The following is a 19,129-nucleotide window of genomic DNA, read 5'->3' on the forward strand; positions in this document are numbered from 1 at the left end:
GCCTGCACCGAAGCCGTCGCGACGTCTGCGTCCGTCCCCACGCCGAACACGGTCCGCCCGTCCGGCGTGCGGCATTCGACATAGGCGGCGGCGTTGACGTTGCTGCCTGCGCCGATGGCATGTTCGCTATAGTCGGCGATTTCCAGCTCGACGCCCAGTTCGTCGCGCAGCGCAGCCAACACTGACGAAAGCAGGCCGTTTCCGCGCCCGGAGATGCTGCGTTCGCCGCCCTTATAGGCGATCTTGCCGGTGAAGATGCGGTCGCCCGCTGCGCCGCTTTCATGATAGTCGATCAGCGCATAGGCTTGATCGCCGGTCAGGCGATAATGGTCCTGGAAGGCGGCCCAGATGTCGGCGGCGTTGAGTTCGCGGCTCGACTGGTCGGCCAGCCCCTGCACCACGCGGGAGAAGTCGGCCTGCATCCGCTTGGGCAGTTTGAAGCCCTTATCCTGTTGCAACACCCAGGCGACGCCGCCCTTGCCCGATTGCGAATTGACGCGGATCACCGCTTCATAGTCGCGGCCCAGATCCTTGGGGTCGATCGGCAGATAGGGCACGTCCCAGATGAGGTCGTTGCGCGCTTCCTGCGCGGCAAAGCCCTTCTTGATCGCGTCCTGATGGCTGCCGGAAAAGGCGGTGAACACCAGCTCGCCGGCATAGGGATGGCGCGGGTGGACGGGCAGCTGGTTGCAATATTCGACCGTCTGGATGACGTTGTCGATGTCGCTGAAATCGAGGCCGGGGTTGATGCCCTGCGTGTACATATTCAGCGCGACGGTCACGATGTCGCAATTGCCGGTGCGCTCGCCATTGCCGAACAGGCAGCCTTCGACCCGGTCGGCACCCGCCATGAGGCCGAGTTCCGCCGCGGCGACGCCGGTGCCGCGATCATTATGCGGATGCAGCGAGATGACGACGCTGTCGCGCTTGCTGATATGGCGGCACATCCATTCGATCTGGTCGGCATAGATGTTGGGTGTGGCGCATTCGACCGTCGCTGGCAGGTTCAGGATCAGCGGCCGCTCCGGCGTGGGCTGGAGGATGTCCATCACCGCTTCGCAACATTCCAGGCTGAAATCCAGCTCGGCGGTGGAGAAGGTTTCCGGGCTATATTCGAAATGCCAGTCGGTATCGGGCTGCTTGGCGGCATTGTCGCGCAGCAGCTTGGCGGCGTGGACGGCGATGTCCTTGACTTGCGCCCGGTCCATGCCGAACACGATGCGACGCCAGGCAGGCGAGACGGCGTTATAGACATGGACGATCGCCCGCTCCGCGCCGCGCAGCGATTCGAAGGTGGTGGCGATCAGGTCTTCGCGGGCTTGGGTCAGCACCTGGACCATCACATCGTCTGGGATGCGGCCGTCCTTCACCAGGCTGGAGATGAAGTCGAACTCGGTTGCGCCGGCCGATGGGAAGCCGACCTCGATCTCCTTGACGCCGACCTGGACCAGCAGGTCGAAGAAACGGCTCTTCTTTTCCGCGTTCATCGGGTCGATCAGCGCCTGATTGCCGTCACGCAAGTCGGTGGAGAGCCAGCGCGGGGGCGCGGTGATGACTTGCGAGGGCCATTGGCGATTGGGCAGGTCGACTTGCGGGAAGGCGCGATATTTCTGGGCGGGATCGGTCAGCATCATGGGACAGCTACTTCTTTATGCGAACGGGCGCGCAGGAACGGCCCGGTTAACGACTATCAGCGAAAAGGAAGCCCTTAGGCGTATCGTCGCTGCCCATAATCGAAAGGCAGCACAAAAACCACGCCTAAGGGCGTGTAAGTCGTAGCAGGGGAAGAAACGTCGCGCTCTGCATGAAGGGCAGGGTGTAGCGGCTTTGGGGGCAGGGCGTCCAGTCGTTTTTGAGCCTTTGGCTGGGTGGGGGCAGAAGGGAGACCGGGACGGCGTGAAAGGTAAACGCCGAAAAGCCCCGCTTGTGCGACGGGCCGCTTCCCCCTAAATCGCCTACCATGACCTCGACCAACGACATTCGCCGCTCTTTCCTCGACTATTTCGGGGCCAACGGCCACACCATCGTCCCGTCCGCGCCGCTGGTGCCGCACAACGACCCGACGCTCATGTTCGTCAATGCGGGCATGGTGCCGTTCAAGAATGTCTTCACCGGGCTTGAGACGCGCCCCTACAAGACGGCCACGTCGAGCCAGAAGTCGGTGCGCGCGGGCGGCAAGCATAACGACCTCGACAATGTCGGCTATACCGCGCGCCATCACACCTTCTTTGAAATGCTGGGCAATTTCAGCTTCGGCGATTATTTCAAGGAACAGGCGATCACCCATGCCTGGACTTTGCTGACCAAGGAATGGGGGCTTCCGGCCGACAAGCTGACCGTCACCGTCTATCATACTGATGACGAGGCGTTTGCGCTGTGGAAGAAGATTGCGGGCCTGCCAGACCACCGCATCATCCGCATTCCGACCAAGGATAATTTCTGGGCGATGGGTGATAGCGGCCCGTGCGGTCCCTGTTCGGAAATCTTCTACGACCATGGCGACCATATCTGGGGTGGCCCTCCCGGTAGCCCGGAGGAGGATGGCGATCGTTTCGTCGAGATCTGGAACCTGGTTTTCATGCAATATGAGCAGGAAGCCAATGAGATCGTCAGCGAACTGCCGAAGCCCTCGATCGACACCGGCATGGGCCTGGAACGCATCGCCGCCGTCATGCAGGGCGTGCATAATAATTACGACATCGACACGTTCAAGGCGCTGATCGAAGCCTCCGGCGCGATCACCCGCACCGCGACCGACGGCGATCATCAGGCCAGCCACCGCGTCATCGCCGATCATCTGCGTTCGACCAGCTTCCTGATCGCCGATGGCGTGCTGCCCGCCAATGAAGGGCGTGGCTATGTGCTGCGCCGGATCATGCGCCGCGCGATGCGCCACGCGCATATCATCGGTGCGAAAGACCCGTTAATGTATCGCCTGGTCGGCAGCCTCGTGTCCGAAATGGGCGCGGCCTATCCCGAACTGGTGCGCGCCCAGCCGCTGATCGAGGAAACCTTGCTGCGCGAGGAAACCCGGTTCCGCAAGACGCTGGAAAACGGCCTACGCTTGCTCGATGAAGCGACGGTCGATCTGGCTGAAGGCGGCACGCTGCCCGGCGAAACCGCGTTCAAGCTCTACGACACGTTCGGCTTCCCCTATGACCTGACCGAAGACGCGCTGCGTTCGCGCGGGCTGGGCGTCGATCGCGCCGGTTTCGACAGCGCGATGGCGGAGCAGAAGGCCGCTGCGCGCGCCGCCTGGAAGGGGTCGGGCGACAAGGCATCGGACGAAATCTGGTTCGATATCGCGGAGAAGGCGGGCAATACCGAGTTTATCGGCTACAGCTCGACCGTGGGCGAGGGCGAAGTGCAGGCCATCGTCAAGGACGGTGCGAATGTCGATTCCGCGACCGTTGGCGACAGCGTCATCATCCTCACCAACCAGACGCCCTTCTACGGCGAAAGCGGCGGGCAGATGGGCGATACCGGGCGCATCAGCACGCAGGGCGGCCTGATCGCCCATGTCGACGATACCGCCAAGCCGCTCGGCCGCCTCCACGCGCACCGTGCGACGATCGAGGCGGGTAGCGTCAAGGTCGGCGACACGGTGCAACTGACGGTGGATGTCGATCATCGCGACCGCGTGCGCGCCAACCATAGCGCGACCCACCTGCTCCACGCGGCGCTGCGTCATCGCTTGGGCGGCCATGTCACGCAAAAGGGCAGCCTGGTCGCGCCCGACCGGCTGCGCTTCGACTTCTCGCACCCCGAATCGCTGACCCATGCGCAGATCGCGCAGGTCGAGGCGGACGTGAACGCGCAGATCCGCCATAATGAGGAAGTCACCACCCGGTTGATGACCCCCGACGATGCGATCGGCGCGGGCGCGATGGCGCTGTTCGGCGAGAAATATGGCGACGAGGTTCGCGTGCTGTCCATGGGGCGCGGCGATGACGCCCAATATTCGGTCGAACTGTGCGGCGGCACCCATGTCCGCGCGACGGGCGACATCGCCTTGTTCAAGATCGTGTCGGAAAGCGCCGTGTCGAGCGGCGTGCGCCGGATTGAAGCGCTGACCGGTGAGGCCGCGCGCCTGTGGCTGGCCGACCGCGACGACAAGTTGCGCCAGTCCGCTGCCGCGCTCAAGACCACGCCCGAAGATGTGCCGACGCGCATCGCCGCGCTGGTCGAACAAAGCCGCCGTCTGGAACGCGAACTCGCCGAAGCCAAGAAGGCACTGGCGCTGGGCGGCGGCGGGGCTGCGCAGGCCGCCGGTCCCGAAAAGGTGGGCGCTGTCAGCTTCCTTGGCCAAGTTATCGACGGCCTTGATCCCAAGGAATTGCGCGGCATCGTTGATGGCAACAAGAAGACCCTGGGTAGCGGCGTGTCCGCCATCCTCGCCGTGGTCGATGGTCGCGCGACCATCGCCGTGGGCGTCACCGACGACCTGACCGGCACGCTGAGCGCCGTCGATCTCGTCCGCATCGGCGTCGAAGCGCTGGGCGGCAAGGGCGGCGGCGGGCGTCCCGACATGGCGCAGGGCGGCGGTCCCGATGGTGACAAGGCGCAGGCGGCACTGGAGGCGGTGAAGGCAGCGCTGGAGAAGGTCGCAGCCTGACGAAAAGCCCATAATTACCGGCTATTCTCGCTGGCGATCCAAGTTGCGCGGAATCGTCACATCGGGCATATAGCGTCGCATTACACCCGAACATGGTCTTAACTGGGGTCGCAAAGCTCATGTTGGGATAACCATTATGTGATTTTGGGGTGGGGTTTTTTGTTGATCGATAGGCTGCCTGGGGGGCGGTCCAACCTGTTTGGCCGGTGGCATAGGGGCATGATGACGCGCATGGCGTTGTTGGCCTGCTGCAGTTGTTCGTCCGCCGCATGGGCGCAGGGCAGTCTCATCCTCCCGCCCAATCCGACACCTTTCAGCCATCCGGTGCAGGCCGATCCGTTGATCGATCTGGTCGACCGTGTCGGACCGCCGGACCAGTTTCGCGCGGAGATCGAATCGGCGGTTCAGACCAATGCGCTGATGGACGAGGCCCGCGCGGGCGAGCGCGAGGCGCAGGCGGCGCGGGTGCAGGCGCGTTCGGCGATCTTCCCGACACTCGACCTGAGCGTGGACGCGCATCGCTCGTTCGCGCGCAATTTCTCCAACGATCCCGGCAATATCGTCGAACGATCCCGCCCTGAAGGGCGTACCGACGCCACGGCTTCGCTACGGCAGCGGCTCCTCGATTTCGGCGCGGCGTCGAGCCGCATCAATGCGGGCAATGCGCGGGTCGAAGCGGCGCGGTCCGGCATCATGGGCTATGGCACCGATGTCGCGTTGCGCACCGTCACCGCCTGGTATTCCATCCTGGCGCAGCGGCTGATGGAGCGGGCCGCGATCGATTATGGCGTGCGGCAAATGCGCCTGCGGGCCGCGGTCGAGCGCCGCATCGAGCAGGGCTTTTCCGCGCGGGGCGACCTGCCCCGCATCGACAGTTCGATCGCCTCGGTCCAGACCCGGCTCGCCATGTATCAGCGTGATCGGGCCAGTGCCGAAGCGCAATATCGCGCGCTGGCCGGGCATGACGCGCCCGTCGACCTGATGCGCGCGCCCGTGCCGCCAATGGATGCCAGCAGCCGCGAATCGCTGGAAACGCTGATCCTGCGCTCGCCGACCGTGCTGAAGGCCGAGGCCGAAGCGCGCGCCGCGCGGCAGGATGCGCGGGCCGTGCGGTCCGACCGACTGCCGACGATTGCCGCCGGGGTGGATGCGGGCCGCTATGGCGTGTTCGAAAATCCGGGCGACTATGACATTCGCGGCCGCCTGATCATCCGTGCCCAGCTTGGTGCGGGGATCAATGCGAAGGCGGATCAGGCGACCGCGCGCGCCGATGCCGCCGACGCCTATGCCGCGCGGGTCCGGCGCGAGGCGCTGCGCGACGCGGAGATGGCCTGGAGCGACATGCGCGGGCTCGACGCGCAGTTGAAGGCAGCGCAGGCGACCTATCTTGCTAGCCGCGATAGCCGCGACGTCTATGCCGCACGCTTCGCATCGTCGGGCGGCACCTTGTTCGATGTCATCACGTCCGAAGACAATTATTTCGCATCCATCGCGACCTATGTGCAGACATTGGCGGAGCGCGACCTGTCGCGCTTCGTCCTGCTGGCCAGAGCGGGCCAGTTGCTGGACGAACTGTCGATCGCGGTCGATTCCTCCGACGGGGCCGCCAGACCATGAATGAAGAGCCTCTGCTCGCCACCGGCAAGCGCCGCTTCGCCCCCTGGCTGATTGCACCGATGATGCGCAATCGCGGCATCTATATGAAGGTCGCGGTCGCTGCCGCGCTGATCAACATCTTCGCACTCGTGTCGGCGCTCTTTACCATGACCGTCTATGACCGGATCGTCCCGAATGATGGTGCCGCCTCGCTTGTGGGGCTGAGCATCGGCCTGGTCTTCGTGATCATCTTCGATTTCGTGCTGCGGTTGCTGCGCGTCTATTTCGTCGATGTCGCCGGCGCCAATATCGACCATGATGTCGGCGAAACGCTGTTCGCCAAGCTGCTCGCGCTACGGCTCGATCATCGGCGGGGATCGACCGGCGCGCTCACCGGGCTGATGCGCGAACTGGAGACGTTGCGCGACTTCTTCGCCTCAGTCACGCTGACTGCGCTGATCGACGTCCCCTTCATCTTCGTCACCTTGGCGGTGATCGCCATGCTGGGCGGCGTGCTGGTGGTCCTGCCGCTGGCGATGATCCCGCTCGTCATCCTGTCGGGCATCGTCACCACGCCTGCGCTCGACCGCATGTCGTCGCGCAGCCTGGGCGATGGCCTGCTCAAGCAATCGGTGCTGGTCGAAACCATCGGCAGCCTGGAAACGGTCAAGGCGATCGGGGCCGGACCGATGCTGAGCGGGCGCTGGCGCAAGGCACTGATCAGCCATTCGGAAAGCTCGCTTGGCCAGCGACTGATCTCCTCCATCCCGATGACGGTCGCCAACAGCGCATCCACCATCGCCTATTGCGGTATCATCATTGTGGGCGTCGGCCTTCTGCGCAGCAACGAGATTACGACCGGGGCGCTGCTCGCCTGCTCCATCCTGTGTGGCCGTGCGCTTGCGCCGCTGGCGCAGATCGCGACGCTCCTGTCGCGCCTGTCCGCCACGCGCGTCGCCTATCGGCAGATCAACGCGCTGATGGACGCGCCCACCGAAGGGCCGCAGGGCGATGCGCTCCACCCCGGCGTGCTGCGCGGGCAGATAGAATTGCGCAATGTCGGATTCCGCTATCCCGGTTCGCCCGAAAAGGCGTTGGAGCAGGTCAATCTGACGATCGCGCCGGGCGAACGGGTCGGATTTTTGGGGCGTGTCGGGTCCGGCAAGTCCACGCTCGCCCGACTGGTCCTCGGCCTCTACGAACCCGAAGATGGCGTCATCATGATCGATGGTATCGACGTGCGCCAATATGACCCCATCGAATTGCGCCGCCTGATCGGCGCGGGGATGCAGGATAATGTGCTGATCGCCGGAACGGTGCGCCAGAATATCTGCCTGGACCGCGCCGTCGTGGATCAGGAGGAGATGATCCGCGCGACGGAGATCAGCGGCACGCATCGCTTCATGGGGCCGATCACCAACGGCTATGACCTGCGCCTGACCGATCGCGGCGATGGCCTGTCGGGTGGCCAGCGCCAGTCGATCGCGATCGCCCGCGCGCTGGCGGGGCGCCCGCAAATCCTCATCTTCGATGAACCCAGCAGTTCGATGGACGCACAGACCGAAGCGGAACTCATCACCCGCTTGCACCCCGAAGTGCAGGGGCGCACGCTGATGTTGATCACCCATCGCACCTCCCTGCTGGCGCTGGTCGATCGGATCGTCGTGCTCGACAAAGGCCGGATCGTGGCGGATGGTCCGCGCGATGCCGTGCTGCAAAAACTGACCAGAGGAAAAGCGGCATGACCGGCCGGGCGCTGACGCAGGAGCCTGCGACCTATATCAAGCCCCGCGTGCCGGCGAACATCATCCTATGGACCATCGCCGCGTTCGTGCTGATATTTCTGCTCTGGGCCTGGCTCACGGAAATCGACCGGACCGTCCGCGCCAATGGCCGGGTCATCCCCAGCTCGCAATTGCAGATCATCTCCAATCTGGAAGGCGGCGTGGTCGAATCGATCATGGTGCGCACGGGCCAGGATGTGAAGCAGGGCACGGCGCTGGTCCGGCTCAGCCCGATCCAGCCGGGCGCGGAGCTGGAGAGCAATCGATCCAGCAGCGACTCGCTGCAGTTCAAGATCATCCGCCTGGAAGCCGAGATTGCGGGCCGCTCGCCGCGCTTCCCGCAGCCGCGCAACGCCCAGATGGCGAGCCAGATCGAGGTCGAGCAAAGCCTTTACCGATCGCGCATGGCCGAACTCGCCGCCTTGTCCAGCGTCGGCACCGCCCGCATCGCGCAGGCGTCGCGCACCATCGCCGAAGCCAGCGCGGCGCAGGACGCGCGCATCTCCGCCCGCGAAACAGCGCGTGCCGATCTCGACCTGGTGCGGCCACTGGTGCAGGAGGGGATCGAGCCGCGCCGCACCTTGCTGCAGGCGCAAAATGCCTTCAGCATGTCGACCAGCGACGCGCAGGGGGCCGCCGCCGCACTCAGCCGCGCCCATTCGCTGCTGGCCGAGGCGCAGGCCAGCGCGCTCCAGCAAAAGCGAGACTGGCTGGCGCGCGCCGCCGGGGAACTGACCGCCGCGCGCGCGGAAATGTCGGTGCGGCAGGCGACGATGCCGGCCTATAAATACAGGCTCGAACGCACGACGCTCAAGGCGCCGATGGACGGACGCATCAACCGCGTCTTCGTGACGACCGTCGGCGGCAGCGTGCGCCCCGGCGACCCGCTGCTCGAAATGGTGCCCGCGCGCGATACGTTGATTGTCGAGGCGATGGTCGCGGCCAAGGACATCGCGTCGGTCAAGCTCGGCCAGCGGGCGAAGGTCCATATCTCCGCCTATGATAGCGCGGTCTATGGATCGATGCCCGGTGCCGTCATTGCCGTGTCGCCCGACGCGGTGGTGAACGAACGCACGGGCGAAAGTCATTATGTCGTGCGCGTTCGCACCACCGCCACGGGGATGAAGGACTCGGCCGGGCGCGACCTGCCCATCGGTCCCGGCATGGGGGCCGAAGTCAATCTGCTGGGCGACAAGCGTTCGATCCTTGCTTACATCTTCACCCCCATCACCCGCCTGAGCGAGACGGCGTTTCGCGAATAGGGGCGTTCATTGAGCGCGACGTGGAAATCTGGTAAAGCTGCACTCGCTTGTCGAGGGATTTTCCTATGCGTCATCCTATTGCTCGTGTCGTTTTGATAGCGGGGTGCCTGAGCCTGTCCGCTTGCGCCGCAGCGCGACCGGCTGCCCCACGCCAGCAATCTTATGAAGCGCCGCCTGGCACCGGCGGTATCATGCGACCACCCGGCGACCCGGAAGTCGCCGTTCGCGAACAGTTTGAGGACGCACAACGGCGCAATAGCGAGGCAGCCTATCGCCTCTTTGCCGAACGGCACCCCGGCCATGCCTTGGCGCGCGAAGCTGAACGGCGGGCAGAGCGTCTCCGTCAGGACGGGCCGCGTTAGGTCTCGCCACCGCATCGCCCGCGCTTTTCGATCCTGCTTATGGTCCCTTTTCGGAAGTGACCCATCATGGTCCAGTCGCGCCCAACATCTTTGAAATAAATTCTATTTCCGGCGGGTGGAGCTGTTGAAATAATGGGTTTAATTTCAATAGCATAGAAATATTGACTTAGCATCATCTTGTAATGATTGAGAAATCTATCGCTTGGAAGTTACCTATAATGGTGCCATTACGTCGCTCCATAGTGGTCGCCTAAAAAGGCACAGTTAACGTGTCATCCAACGCAATTTTGCAGGAGGATGTATGCTTAGGATCACCGAGGGCGGCCCCCTTATGGCCAAGTTGAGAGACGAAGATGACACGGTGTCGCCATTCGACACGCCGTCCTCTTTCACGGATGTATCGGACATCTGGTCTCTTTCGAACAACGAACAAGTGCGCAGCGAAATCAGGCTGCTTTATCCCCAGGACGTCATGCCCGAACCGGTCAGCACCGGCGCGCCAGGCAATCTCGACGCGCCGCAGGAAAATGGTAATGGCAACACGACGCTGACGCAGGCGGCTACGGGCAACCAGATCATCGACGGGTTGTTCAGCGGCATCAAATGGGATCCGAGCCAGACGGTCTATTATAGCGACACGGATTCTGCCGCTGATTATCAGGCTGGCTATAATTCTGACGCTGACGTTGATGGCATCAGCGCCCAGAATGAAGGCTTTTCACAGTTCACCGCGCAACAGACGCTCGCCTTTCATACTGCGCTAAATTCGACGGCTATCACGCAGTCCAACGCGGCGACCGCTTTTGGCGTCGAATCCTTTACGAATTTGGGCCTCTCCTATGATGGCGCAGGCTCGGCGATTGCGACGATCCGCGGTGCCAACTCCAGCGACCCTGGCACGGCTTATGCTTATTATCCCAGCAACAGCATCTATGGCGGGGACACCTTCTTCGGCAACGGCTATGACGGCACCGTCAATTCGCTGAAGACGCCGACGGCGGGCAACTATGCCTGGCACACCATGTTCCATGAACTCGGCCATTCGCTGGGTCTGGCGCATGGCCAGACCGGCGGAGCCTATGGCGCACTGCCAACGGCTTGGGACTCGATCGAGTTCACGGTCATGACCTATCGCAGCTATATCGGCGATCCGCTGACCGGCGGCTATTCCTATGAACAATGGGGTGCGCCGCAAAGCTATATGATGCTCGACATCCTGGCTTTGCAGACGATGTACGGGGCCGACTATTCGGTCAATTCGGGCAACACCGTCTATACCTGGAGCCAGACCGGCGGCGAAACCCTGATCAACGGGTCTGTCGCGATCGATCCAGGCGGCAACCGCATCTTCGCGACCATCTGGGACGGTGGCGGCATCGATACCTATAATCTGTCCAACTATACCAGCAATCTGACGCTGGATCTCAATCCCGGCGGCCATTCGACGTTCAGCAGCGCGCAGATCGCTTATCTGGGCGATGGCAATTATGCCCGCGGCAACATCTTCAATGCGCTGCTGTTCGGCGGCAACACCGCATCCTTGATCGAAAACGCCAATGGCGGGTCGGGCAACGACACGATCACCGGTAACCAGGCCGATAACGTGCTGAACGGCAATGGCGGCAGCGATGTGCTCAACGGCGGATTGGGCAATGATACGCTATATGGCGGGTCGGGCGATGACGTGCTGGATGGCAGCCAGGGCGACGATACCCTCTATGGCGGCGACGGGAACGACATACTCGATGCTGGCGACGGCACGGACGTTGTCTATGGCGGCAATGGCAATGACACCATCTACGGCGGCTACTTCGGCGATTCGATTTATGGTGAGGCAGGGAACGATGTCTTCATAGTTCGCCAAACGGGGTCGGCGACGGAGTTCGGCGACAATATCGATGGCGGCTCCGGCGTCGATCGGCTGGACCTCAGCCAGATTACGACGATCTATGGCTCGACCGTCAATCTGACGTCGGGTAGCTGGCAGTATAATCCGCTTTATGGCGGTCCCTGGACGATTACGGCTGTCGAAAATGTCGATGGCACGCAATTGGCAGACACCATCACCGGCAATGCGTCCGCCAACGTCATCAACGGCAATGCTGGAGATGATACGCTCTATGGCGAGGCGGGGGATGATACGCTGAACGGCGGCAGCGGCACCGACATGATTTACGGCGGCACCGGCAATGACATCATCAATGGCGGCGACGGCAACGACCTGTTGATAGGTGGCGACGGTAATGATGTCTTTGACGGCGGCAGTGGCATCGATATCATCTATGGTGAGGCAGGTGACGATACGTTCCGGCTCGTGAGCGGCTGGAATGGTGGTTATGGCGAAATCTATGTCGGCGGCGCAGGCTCCGATACGTTCGACATCACCGGCATCAGTTCGACGGCCACTGTCAATCTCACTGACGGCACGTTCACATACACACCGGGCGGGTCGGGGCCTATCAGCCTGTCCAGTATTGAAAATGTCATCGGTAACGCGGCCAATGATACGTTGGTTGGGTCGGGTGAAGCCAATAGACTGGTTGGTAATGCAGGCAATGACGCGCTCTATGGCCTGGGAGACGCAGACACGCTGATCGGTGGCGATGGCGATGACATTCTGGATGGCGGCACGGGCGTCGACATCATGAATGGCGGCGCTGGCAACGACATTTATTATGTCGATACGGCGAGCGACAATGTCATCGAATCGTCGGGTGCCGGTACGGACCTGATCTATTCGTCCGTGACCTACACGCTGGTTGGTCGCGCCGTCGAAAATGCGACCCTGACGGGGACGTCGGGTTCCAGCCTCACGGGGAACGCCCTCGACAATGCGCTCAACGGGAACAGTGGCAACAACAAGCTGACCGGCGAAAATGGCAACGACATCCTGTTCGGCTTCGATGGGGATGACTTGCTCGAAGGGGGCGCTGGCGATGATATCATCAACGGCGGCAACGGCATCGACACGCTCAGCTATGTCAATGCAACCTCGGCCGTCACGGTCAGCCTGTCGGTCGCGGCCGCGCAGGTGACCGGCGGTGCCGGTACGGACACCGTCGCGTTGATGGAGAATATCAACGGTTCGGCCTTCAATGATGTGCTGACCGGCAGCTCCGCCAATAACGTCATCAAGGGCGGTGCTGGCAACGACGAACTGATCGGCGGTGGCGGCAATGATACGCTGGAAGGCGGCGGCGGCAATGATGTGCTGAGCGGCGGTTCGGGGAACGACACGATGGCCGGTGGTGCCGGCAACGACATCTTCGCCTTCATGAATGGTCTGACTGCCAATCTCGACACCATCACTGATTATTCGGTGGCGAACGACCAGTTCAGGCTGAATTCGGCGGCCTTTGGTGGCTTGCCGGTCGGGGTACTGACCGCTGCGGCGTTCCGCATCGGGGCAGGCGCCGCCGATGCCAGTGACCGGATCATCTACAACAGCGCCACCGGCGCGCTGCTGTTCGATGCGGATGGCAATGGGGCGGGGGCTGCGGTGCAGTTCGCCTCCATCTCCACCGGCCTGGCGATGACCAACGCCGAGTTCGTGATCGTCTGATCTATCAGGGGCAGGGGGCTAACCCCTCCTGCCCACAGGAAACGGCGTCCGGCACCCTGTCGGACGCCGTTTGCCTTTGGCGCTCAGTCCGCCAGTCGCAGCGCGACTTCGTTCATGAAGCGCGCATCGTCGCCCTTGGCCAGCCACTCCGCCTCGGCCCCGATCGCGCCCAGCATCGCGGTGAGCGCGTCCATCTCGCTCTTGGCGTAATTGCCCAGCACATAGCCATGGACCTTGTCCTTATGGCCCGGATGGCCGATGCCGATCCGCACCCGGCGGAAATCCGCGCCGATATGCGCGTCGGTCGATCGCAGGCCATTATGCCCGGCGTTGCCGCCACCGCGCTTCACCTTCACCTTCATTGGCACCAGGTCGAGTTCGTCGTGAAAGACGGTTACGTCCTGCGGCGTCAGCTTGTAGAAGCGCATCGCCTCGCCCACCGACCGGCCGCTTTCGTTCATGAAGGTCGCAGGTTTGAGCAGCAGGATCTTCTCCGTGCCGATCCGCCCTTCCTGCACCCAGCCCTGAAACTGCTTCTTGGGCGGCGAAAAGCGATGCAGGTCCGCGATCAGGTCGGCGACCATGAAGCCGACATTATGCCGGTGCATCGCATATTGCGTGCCCGGATTGCCGAGCCCCACCCAGATTTGCATCTTCACTCTCCAGAAAAAGCAAAACCCCGTTCGCCCTGAGCCTGTCGATCGGCCGATTTTCCTGTTCGACCAGGAAAGGGCTTCGACAAACTCAGCCCGAACGGGGTTGAGCAAAACCGTCGGAACGACGGCGACAGGCTTATTCGGCCGTGGCTTCTGCCTCGTCCTCGCCTTCGCCACCCTCGGCGCTCTTCAGCGCGGACGGGGCAACGATCGTCGCGATGGTGAAGTCGCGATCGTCGATTGCTGCCTTCGCGCCCTTGGGCAGCTTGACCGCGCTGATGTGGATCGAATCGCCGACTTCAAAGCCGGTCAGGTCAACGACGACATCTTCGGGGATTTCGGCGGCATCGACGATCAGTTCGACGTCATGACGAACGACGTTCAGCACGCCACCCTTTTTCAGGCCCGGCGAAGCGGCTTCATTTTCGAAGCGCACCGGCACCGCGACGGTGACGCTGGCATGTTCCGAAACGCGCAGGAAGTCGGCGTGCAGCGGACGGTCGGAGACGGGGTGGAAGGCCACGTCCTTGGCGAGGGTGCGGATGGACTTGCCACCGACTTCCACCATGACGACCGAATTGAAGAAATGACCGGTACCCAGCAGCTTGTTGAGGAGCTTTTCCTCGACGTGGATCGACTGGGGTTCTTCGTTCATTCCATAGATGACGGCGGGTACGCGGCCCTCACGGCGGAGGGCGCGGGAGGCTCCCTTGCCTGCCCGATCGCGTGCCTCGGCCGACAGCGTAAGCTGCTCGCTCATTGCGTGTCTCCAAAAGCTGGTTTGAGTTACATTTTCCCGCCACGCCTCCAGGGATGACCATCGCGGGAGCGCGCCCTTTAGCAGAAAAGGGCAAGATTGCAAGGTAGCGACTGACGGGTAATGGATCAGTTTCAACCGTGGAGGCGAGCGCACGCCGCCGCAGCTTCGTCTTTCGTGAAGCCCACCACGACACACTCTCTGATGCATCGGTTGTAAGGCGAGTAGTAGACATACTTTATCACCGAGGCCGCTAAACCAACGACGATGATGGCAGCCGCTATGATATAGACGTATTTCATTCAGCGACCACCTGCATTTTTCGACGTTTCGACCCGGCCGCCCGCGCGTGCGGGAGTGCGGCCTTACTGCACCCGCGTCACCGTAAAGCCCTTGGCCTTCAGCAACTCGATCAAATTCTCCCGCCCCGTCAGATGCCCGGCCCCCACCGCGATGAAGGGCCGCCCCGTCATCGGCTCGATCGCCTTCACCCAGTCGCGGTTGCGCGCGACCAGCACGGCTTCCTCGACCACCGGATCGGGCTGCTCGCCATTCTGGTCCTCCTTCGCGATCGCCTCCATGTCGCCCTTGCGCCAGGCGGTCAGGATATGGTCGAACAGGGCCTTCATATCCTTGGTCTCGCGCACCGTCTGCACCAGCAGCTTCGCCTGCGCCGCATCGGGCAGTGTGTCGAACGCGGCGAATTGCCGCTCCACCGTTTCCAGCCCGCCAATCGGCTTGCCAGCCTTCTTGAACGCCGCGATCAGCACCGGCTCCACGCCATCATCCTGGCTCACCTTGAGCGCCTGCTGGCTGGCCGCCGACAACAGCATCGCCGCCGCCCAGCTTTCATAGCCCGACAGCATCTGCGTGCTGGTGCCGCCATCCGCCACCGCCTTGACGAGCGCGACCTGATCTTCTTCCGGCACGCGCTGGTCGAGCGGGGGCAGGCCGGGGCTGCGGCCCATCTGCTCGAACAATGCCAGCGTCTTCTGCTCATCCTGCAAATCCGCCGCTTCCAGCACCAGCCGGTCGGCCTGCGCCATGGCATCGCTGATCGTCGGCGTCTCCCACGCCACCCCCTTGGGCAGCACATGGATGGTGCCGAACAGCCAGCCCTTCATGGGGCCGCGCGACACTTGCCACAGCGCCGGACCAGCTTGCGCGGGCTCCGGCTTGGGGCTGCTATCCTGTCCGCAGGCCGCGACCAGCGTCAGCGCGCACAGCGCCAGGAAATGGGTAAACCGCCGCATCGTCGCTTACTCCTTGATCCGCCGGGCCTTGATGCCCAGCGTCTTCAACTGATCCTGCAGGCTGCCCTTGCCCGCCAGATGCCCCGCGCCGACCGCGACGAATATCGTCCCCGGCGTCGCCATCCGCGCCTTGATCCATTGCGCCCAGTTCGCGTTGCGCCCGATCAACAGCACCTGCGCGAGCTCAGGCGTTGCCTCCAGCGACTCGTTCATCGACTTGCCGAGCTTGTCCGGGTCGCCCGCCTGCCAGTGCCGCAGTAGGGCGGCAAACTCCGTTTCCATCTCCGGCAAGCCATCGACAGTCGCGTTCAGGAAGGCGAGCTGCTGTTCCATCGGCAACGTCGCAAAGAAATCGATCTGCTGCTCGACCGTTTCCAGCGCCTCGACCCGCTTGCCCGCCTTCACTGCCGCCGAGCGCAGGATTTTCTCCGCGCCCAGATCCGCCTGATAGCCCATCTTCGCCAGCGGCGCGACGGCCAGCGCCATGCCCGCCATCCACGGGTTCATCCGGTCAAAGGCCGGTGCGGGCAGGCCGTTCGCCGCCATCGCCGCGCGATATTTCTCCCGTGCCTCCTGCGTCAGCCGGTCGGATAGCGCCACGCCATCCTGCGCCACCGCCCGGCTCATCATCACGCCACCCATCACATTGGGATCGTCCGGCTCGATAATCTCCAGCACCAATTCGTCCGAACCGTCGAACGCGGCCTTCACCCCGCCGCGAAACCAGTCGACCCCCGGCTTCATCACATGCACCGTGCCGAACAGATAGAGCGTCGTGTCCGCATCCTGCACCCGCCACAGCGCGGGCGTCGCGACGCTGGTAGCGGGCGGGGCAGGGCGGGCGGCGACCGGGCCGCTGGTCAGCAACAGCGCGGCGGCAAGGCCATGGGCCAGATAAGCAAGCATCTTCATAGTCCCGACCATGCGGGGCGGATGGCGCAAGGGCAAGCCACTTAACCCTGTTTCGCTCCGTCCTGCCCTTGACCCTATCGGCCCCATGCGCCAAGGCGCGAGCCAGCAAAACCGACCATTTCGCGAAGGACTATTCGTGGCCGAAGGCAAAGCGCTTTCCTTCCAGGACCTCATCCTGACCCTCCATGCCTATTGGGGGAAACAGGGCTGCGTCATCCTCCAGCCCTATGACATGGAAGTCGGCGCGGGCACCTTCCACCCCGCCACCACCCTGCGCGCGCTTGGGCCGAAGCCGTGGAACGCCGCCTATGTCCAGCCCAGCCGCCGACCCACGGACGGCCGCTATGGCGAAAACCCCAACCGGCTGCAGCATTATTACCAATATCAGGTGATCATGAAGCCCAGCCCGGCCAATCTGCAGGAGCTGTATCTCGGCAGCCTCGTGGAAATCGGCATCGACCCGCTGGTGCATGACATCCGCTTCGTCGAGGATGACTGGGAAAGCCCGACGCTGGGTGCTTGGGGCCTTGGCTGGGAAGTGTGGTGCGACGGTATGGAAGTCACGCAATTCACCTATTTCCAGCAGATGGGCGGCTATGACTGCAAGCCGGTCGCGGGCGAACTGACCTACGGCCTCGAACGGCTGGCCATGTATATTCAGGGCGTCGACAGCGTCTATGACCTGAAATTCAACGATGCCGGCGTGACTTACGGCGACGTGTTCCTGGCCAATGAACAGCAGATGTCGAAATGGAATTTCGAGGTCGCCGACACGGAAAAACTGTTCCGCTGGTTCAAAGATTGCCAGTCCGAATGGCGCAGCTGCATCGACAATGGCGTGCCGCTCGCCGCCTATGACCAGGCGATCAAGGCCAGCCACGTCTTCAACCTGCTGCAAGCGCGCGGCGTGATCTCCGTCCAGGAACGCGCCAGCTATATGGGCCAGGTCCGCGACATGGCGAAGGGCAGCTGCGAAGCATGGATGGAATCCAACGGATGGGCCGCGTGAATCCGGCACTTCAAATCCTCCCCTGTAAGGGGAGGGGGACCACGAAGTGGTGGAGGGGTGTCACCCTATCGATAGCGGGGCACCCCTCCGTCGGGGCTGCGCCCCGCCACCTCCCCTTCCAGGGGAGGATCTTCTATTGTGGATATGACCAATGACCGACTTCCTCCTCGAACTGCGCTGCGAGGAAATCCCCGCGCGCATGCAGCTCAAGGCCAGTGACGATCTCACTCGCCTCTTTACCGAGGAACTGGCGAAGTCCGGCCTAACGCCGGGCAGCATCGACAGCTTCGTCACGCCCCGCCGCCTGGCGCTCATCGCCCGCGACCTGCCGCTCGAAACCGCCGCCGTCAGCGAAGAGCATAAAGGCCCGCGCACCAGCGCGCCGCCGCAAGCGCTCGAAGGCTTCCTGCGCAAGACCGGCTTGACCCAGGACCAGCTCGAAGACCGCAACGGCATCTGGTTCGCCGTGGTCAACAAGCCCGGCCGCGCCACCGCAGAGGTGCTGGCGCAAGCCATCCCCGCCATCATCCGCGCCTTCCCCTGGCCCAAATCCATGCGCTGGGGCACCGCGTCGCAGACGACCGAAAGCCTGCGCTGGGTCCGCCCGTTGCAGGGCATCGTCGCGATCCTGGGCGAGCAACTGATCGATTGCGAGATCGACGGCATCCGCAGCGGCTATGCGACGCTCGGCCATCGCTTCCACCACCCGGCCGAAATCACCATCGGCGGGGCGGGCGACTATGCTGAAAAACTGCGCGCCTGCCATGTCATCGTCAGCCACCAGGAGCGCCAGGCGATCATCGCGGACAAGGCCGCGCAGGCCGCCGCCGCGCATGGCTACACCGTCATCGAGGACAAGGGGCTGGTCGCGGAAAATGCGGGCCTGACCGAATGGCCGGTGCCGCTGCTCGGCGATTTCGACCCCGTCTTTCTTGAGGTGCCGCCTGAAGTCATCCAGCTAACCCTGCGCATCAACCAGAAATATTTCGTGCTGCGCGACAGCGCGGGCAAACTCGCCCCCGCCTTCATCTGCACCGCCAATATCGACGCCAAGGATGGCGGCGCCGCCATCATCGCAGGCAACCGCAAGGTACTGGCCGCGCGCTTGAGCGACGCGCGCTTCTTCTGGGAACAGGACCGTAAGACCCGGCTGGACGACCACGCCAAGAAACTCGAACGCATCACCTTCCACGAGAAACTGGGCACGGTAGCCGACAAGGTCGAGCGGGTCGCAAAGCTGGCGCGGTGGTTGGTGGAAGAGGGGATCGTTACGGAAAAGCCCCTCCCCTTCAGGGGAGGGGTTGGGGTGGGGGCCATCCCCACACGCGACGCCAAGATGATAGCCCCCACCCCCAGCCCCT

Annotated in this window: 13 protein-coding genes; 8 read left to right on the plus strand and 5 right to left on the minus strand. The window is 63.2% G+C overall.

Annotated features, from left to right (window positions below; genetic code table 11):
• Positions 1–1,634 (minus strand): 2-isopropylmalate synthase (gene leuA, locus IL54_RS00765; protein ID WP_037472506.1); only part of this gene is annotated, 1,634 nt, incomplete at its 3' end.
• A 326-nt stretch (positions 1,635–1,960) separates the two neighbouring features.
• Here leuA and alaS point away from each other — a divergent pair.
• From alaS to IL54_RS25625, 6 genes are all read left to right on the plus strand, one after another.
• Complete coding sequence (gene alaS, locus IL54_RS00770; protein WP_037472223.1) at positions 1,961–4,615, plus strand: alanine--tRNA ligase; 2,655 nt, start codon at positions 1,961–1,963, stop codon at positions 4,613–4,615.
• Between the two features lie 219 nt (positions 4,616–4,834).
• Positions 4,835–6,232, plus strand: a complete 1,398-nt coding sequence (locus IL54_RS00775) for a TolC family protein (RefSeq protein ID WP_081912713.1) — start codon at positions 4,835–4,837, stop codon at positions 6,230–6,232.
• Entirely contained in the window at positions 6,229–7,956 is a 1,728-nt protein-coding gene (locus tag IL54_RS00780) for an ATP-binding cassette domain-containing protein (protein WP_037472225.1), read from the plus strand. Before IL54_RS00775 ends, IL54_RS00780 begins: the two co-directional genes overlap by 4 nt.
• The gene (locus IL54_RS00785; protein WP_037472227.1) at positions 7,953–9,257 is read left to right on the plus strand and encodes an HlyD family type I secretion periplasmic adaptor subunit; all 1,305 of its coding nucleotides are present in this window, start codon (positions 7,953–7,955) and stop codon (positions 9,255–9,257) included. The genes IL54_RS00780 and IL54_RS00785 overlap by 4 nt, the downstream gene beginning before the upstream one ends.
• A gap of 65 nt (positions 9,258–9,322) precedes the next feature.
• Complete coding sequence (locus tag IL54_RS25220; protein ID WP_156106021.1) at positions 9,323–9,619, plus strand: hypothetical protein; 297 nt, start codon at positions 9,323–9,325, stop codon at positions 9,617–9,619.
• Positions 9,620–9,950: 331 nt separating this feature from the next.
• The gene (locus IL54_RS25625; protein ID WP_272945492.1) at positions 9,951–13,181 is read left to right on the plus strand and encodes a M10 family metallopeptidase; all 3,231 of its coding nucleotides are present in this window, start codon (positions 9,951–9,953) and stop codon (positions 13,179–13,181) included.
• An 83-nt stretch (positions 13,182–13,264) separates the two neighbouring features.
• Here the strand turns inward: IL54_RS25625 and pth are convergent, their stop codons facing one another.
• The 4 genes from pth to IL54_RS00810 form a co-directional block, all read right to left on the minus strand.
• Positions 13,265–13,834, minus strand: a complete 570-nt coding sequence (pth, locus tag IL54_RS00795) for an aminoacyl-tRNA hydrolase (protein ID WP_037472231.1) — start codon at positions 13,832–13,834, stop codon at positions 13,265–13,267.
• A 139-nt stretch (positions 13,835–13,973) separates the two neighbouring features.
• Complete coding sequence (locus IL54_RS00800; protein WP_037472233.1) at positions 13,974–14,597, minus strand: 50S ribosomal protein L25/general stress protein Ctc; 624 nt, start codon at positions 14,595–14,597, stop codon at positions 13,974–13,976.
• Between the two features lie 362 nt (positions 14,598–14,959).
• Positions 14,960–15,847, minus strand: coding sequence for a TraB/GumN family protein (locus IL54_RS00805; RefSeq protein WP_037472235.1), 888 nt, complete (start codon positions 15,845–15,847; stop codon positions 14,960–14,962).
• Positions 15,848–15,853: 6 nt separating this feature from the next.
• The gene (locus IL54_RS00810; protein WP_037472237.1) at positions 15,854–16,759 is read right to left on the minus strand and encodes a TraB/GumN family protein; all 906 of its coding nucleotides are present in this window, start codon (positions 16,757–16,759) and stop codon (positions 15,854–15,856) included.
• Positions 16,760–16,895: 136 nt separating this feature from the next.
• Here IL54_RS00810 and IL54_RS00815 point away from each other — a divergent pair, with 136 nt between their 5' ends.
• Positions 16,896–17,768: a glycine--tRNA ligase subunit alpha gene (locus IL54_RS00815; RefSeq protein WP_037472508.1), complete on the plus strand. Its 873-nt coding sequence runs from the start codon at positions 16,896–16,898 to the stop codon at positions 17,766–17,768.
• A 151-nt stretch (positions 17,769–17,919) separates the two neighbouring features.
• Positions 17,920–19,129, plus strand: a 1,210-nt coding sequence (glyS, locus tag IL54_RS00820; protein WP_237748743.1) for a glycine--tRNA ligase subunit beta, incomplete at its 3' end; no start/stop codon positions are given.

It is taken from the genome of Sphingobium sp. ba1, assembly GCF_000743655.1.
Taxonomy (GTDB): domain Bacteria; phylum Pseudomonadota; class Alphaproteobacteria; order Sphingomonadales; family Sphingomonadaceae; genus Sphingobium.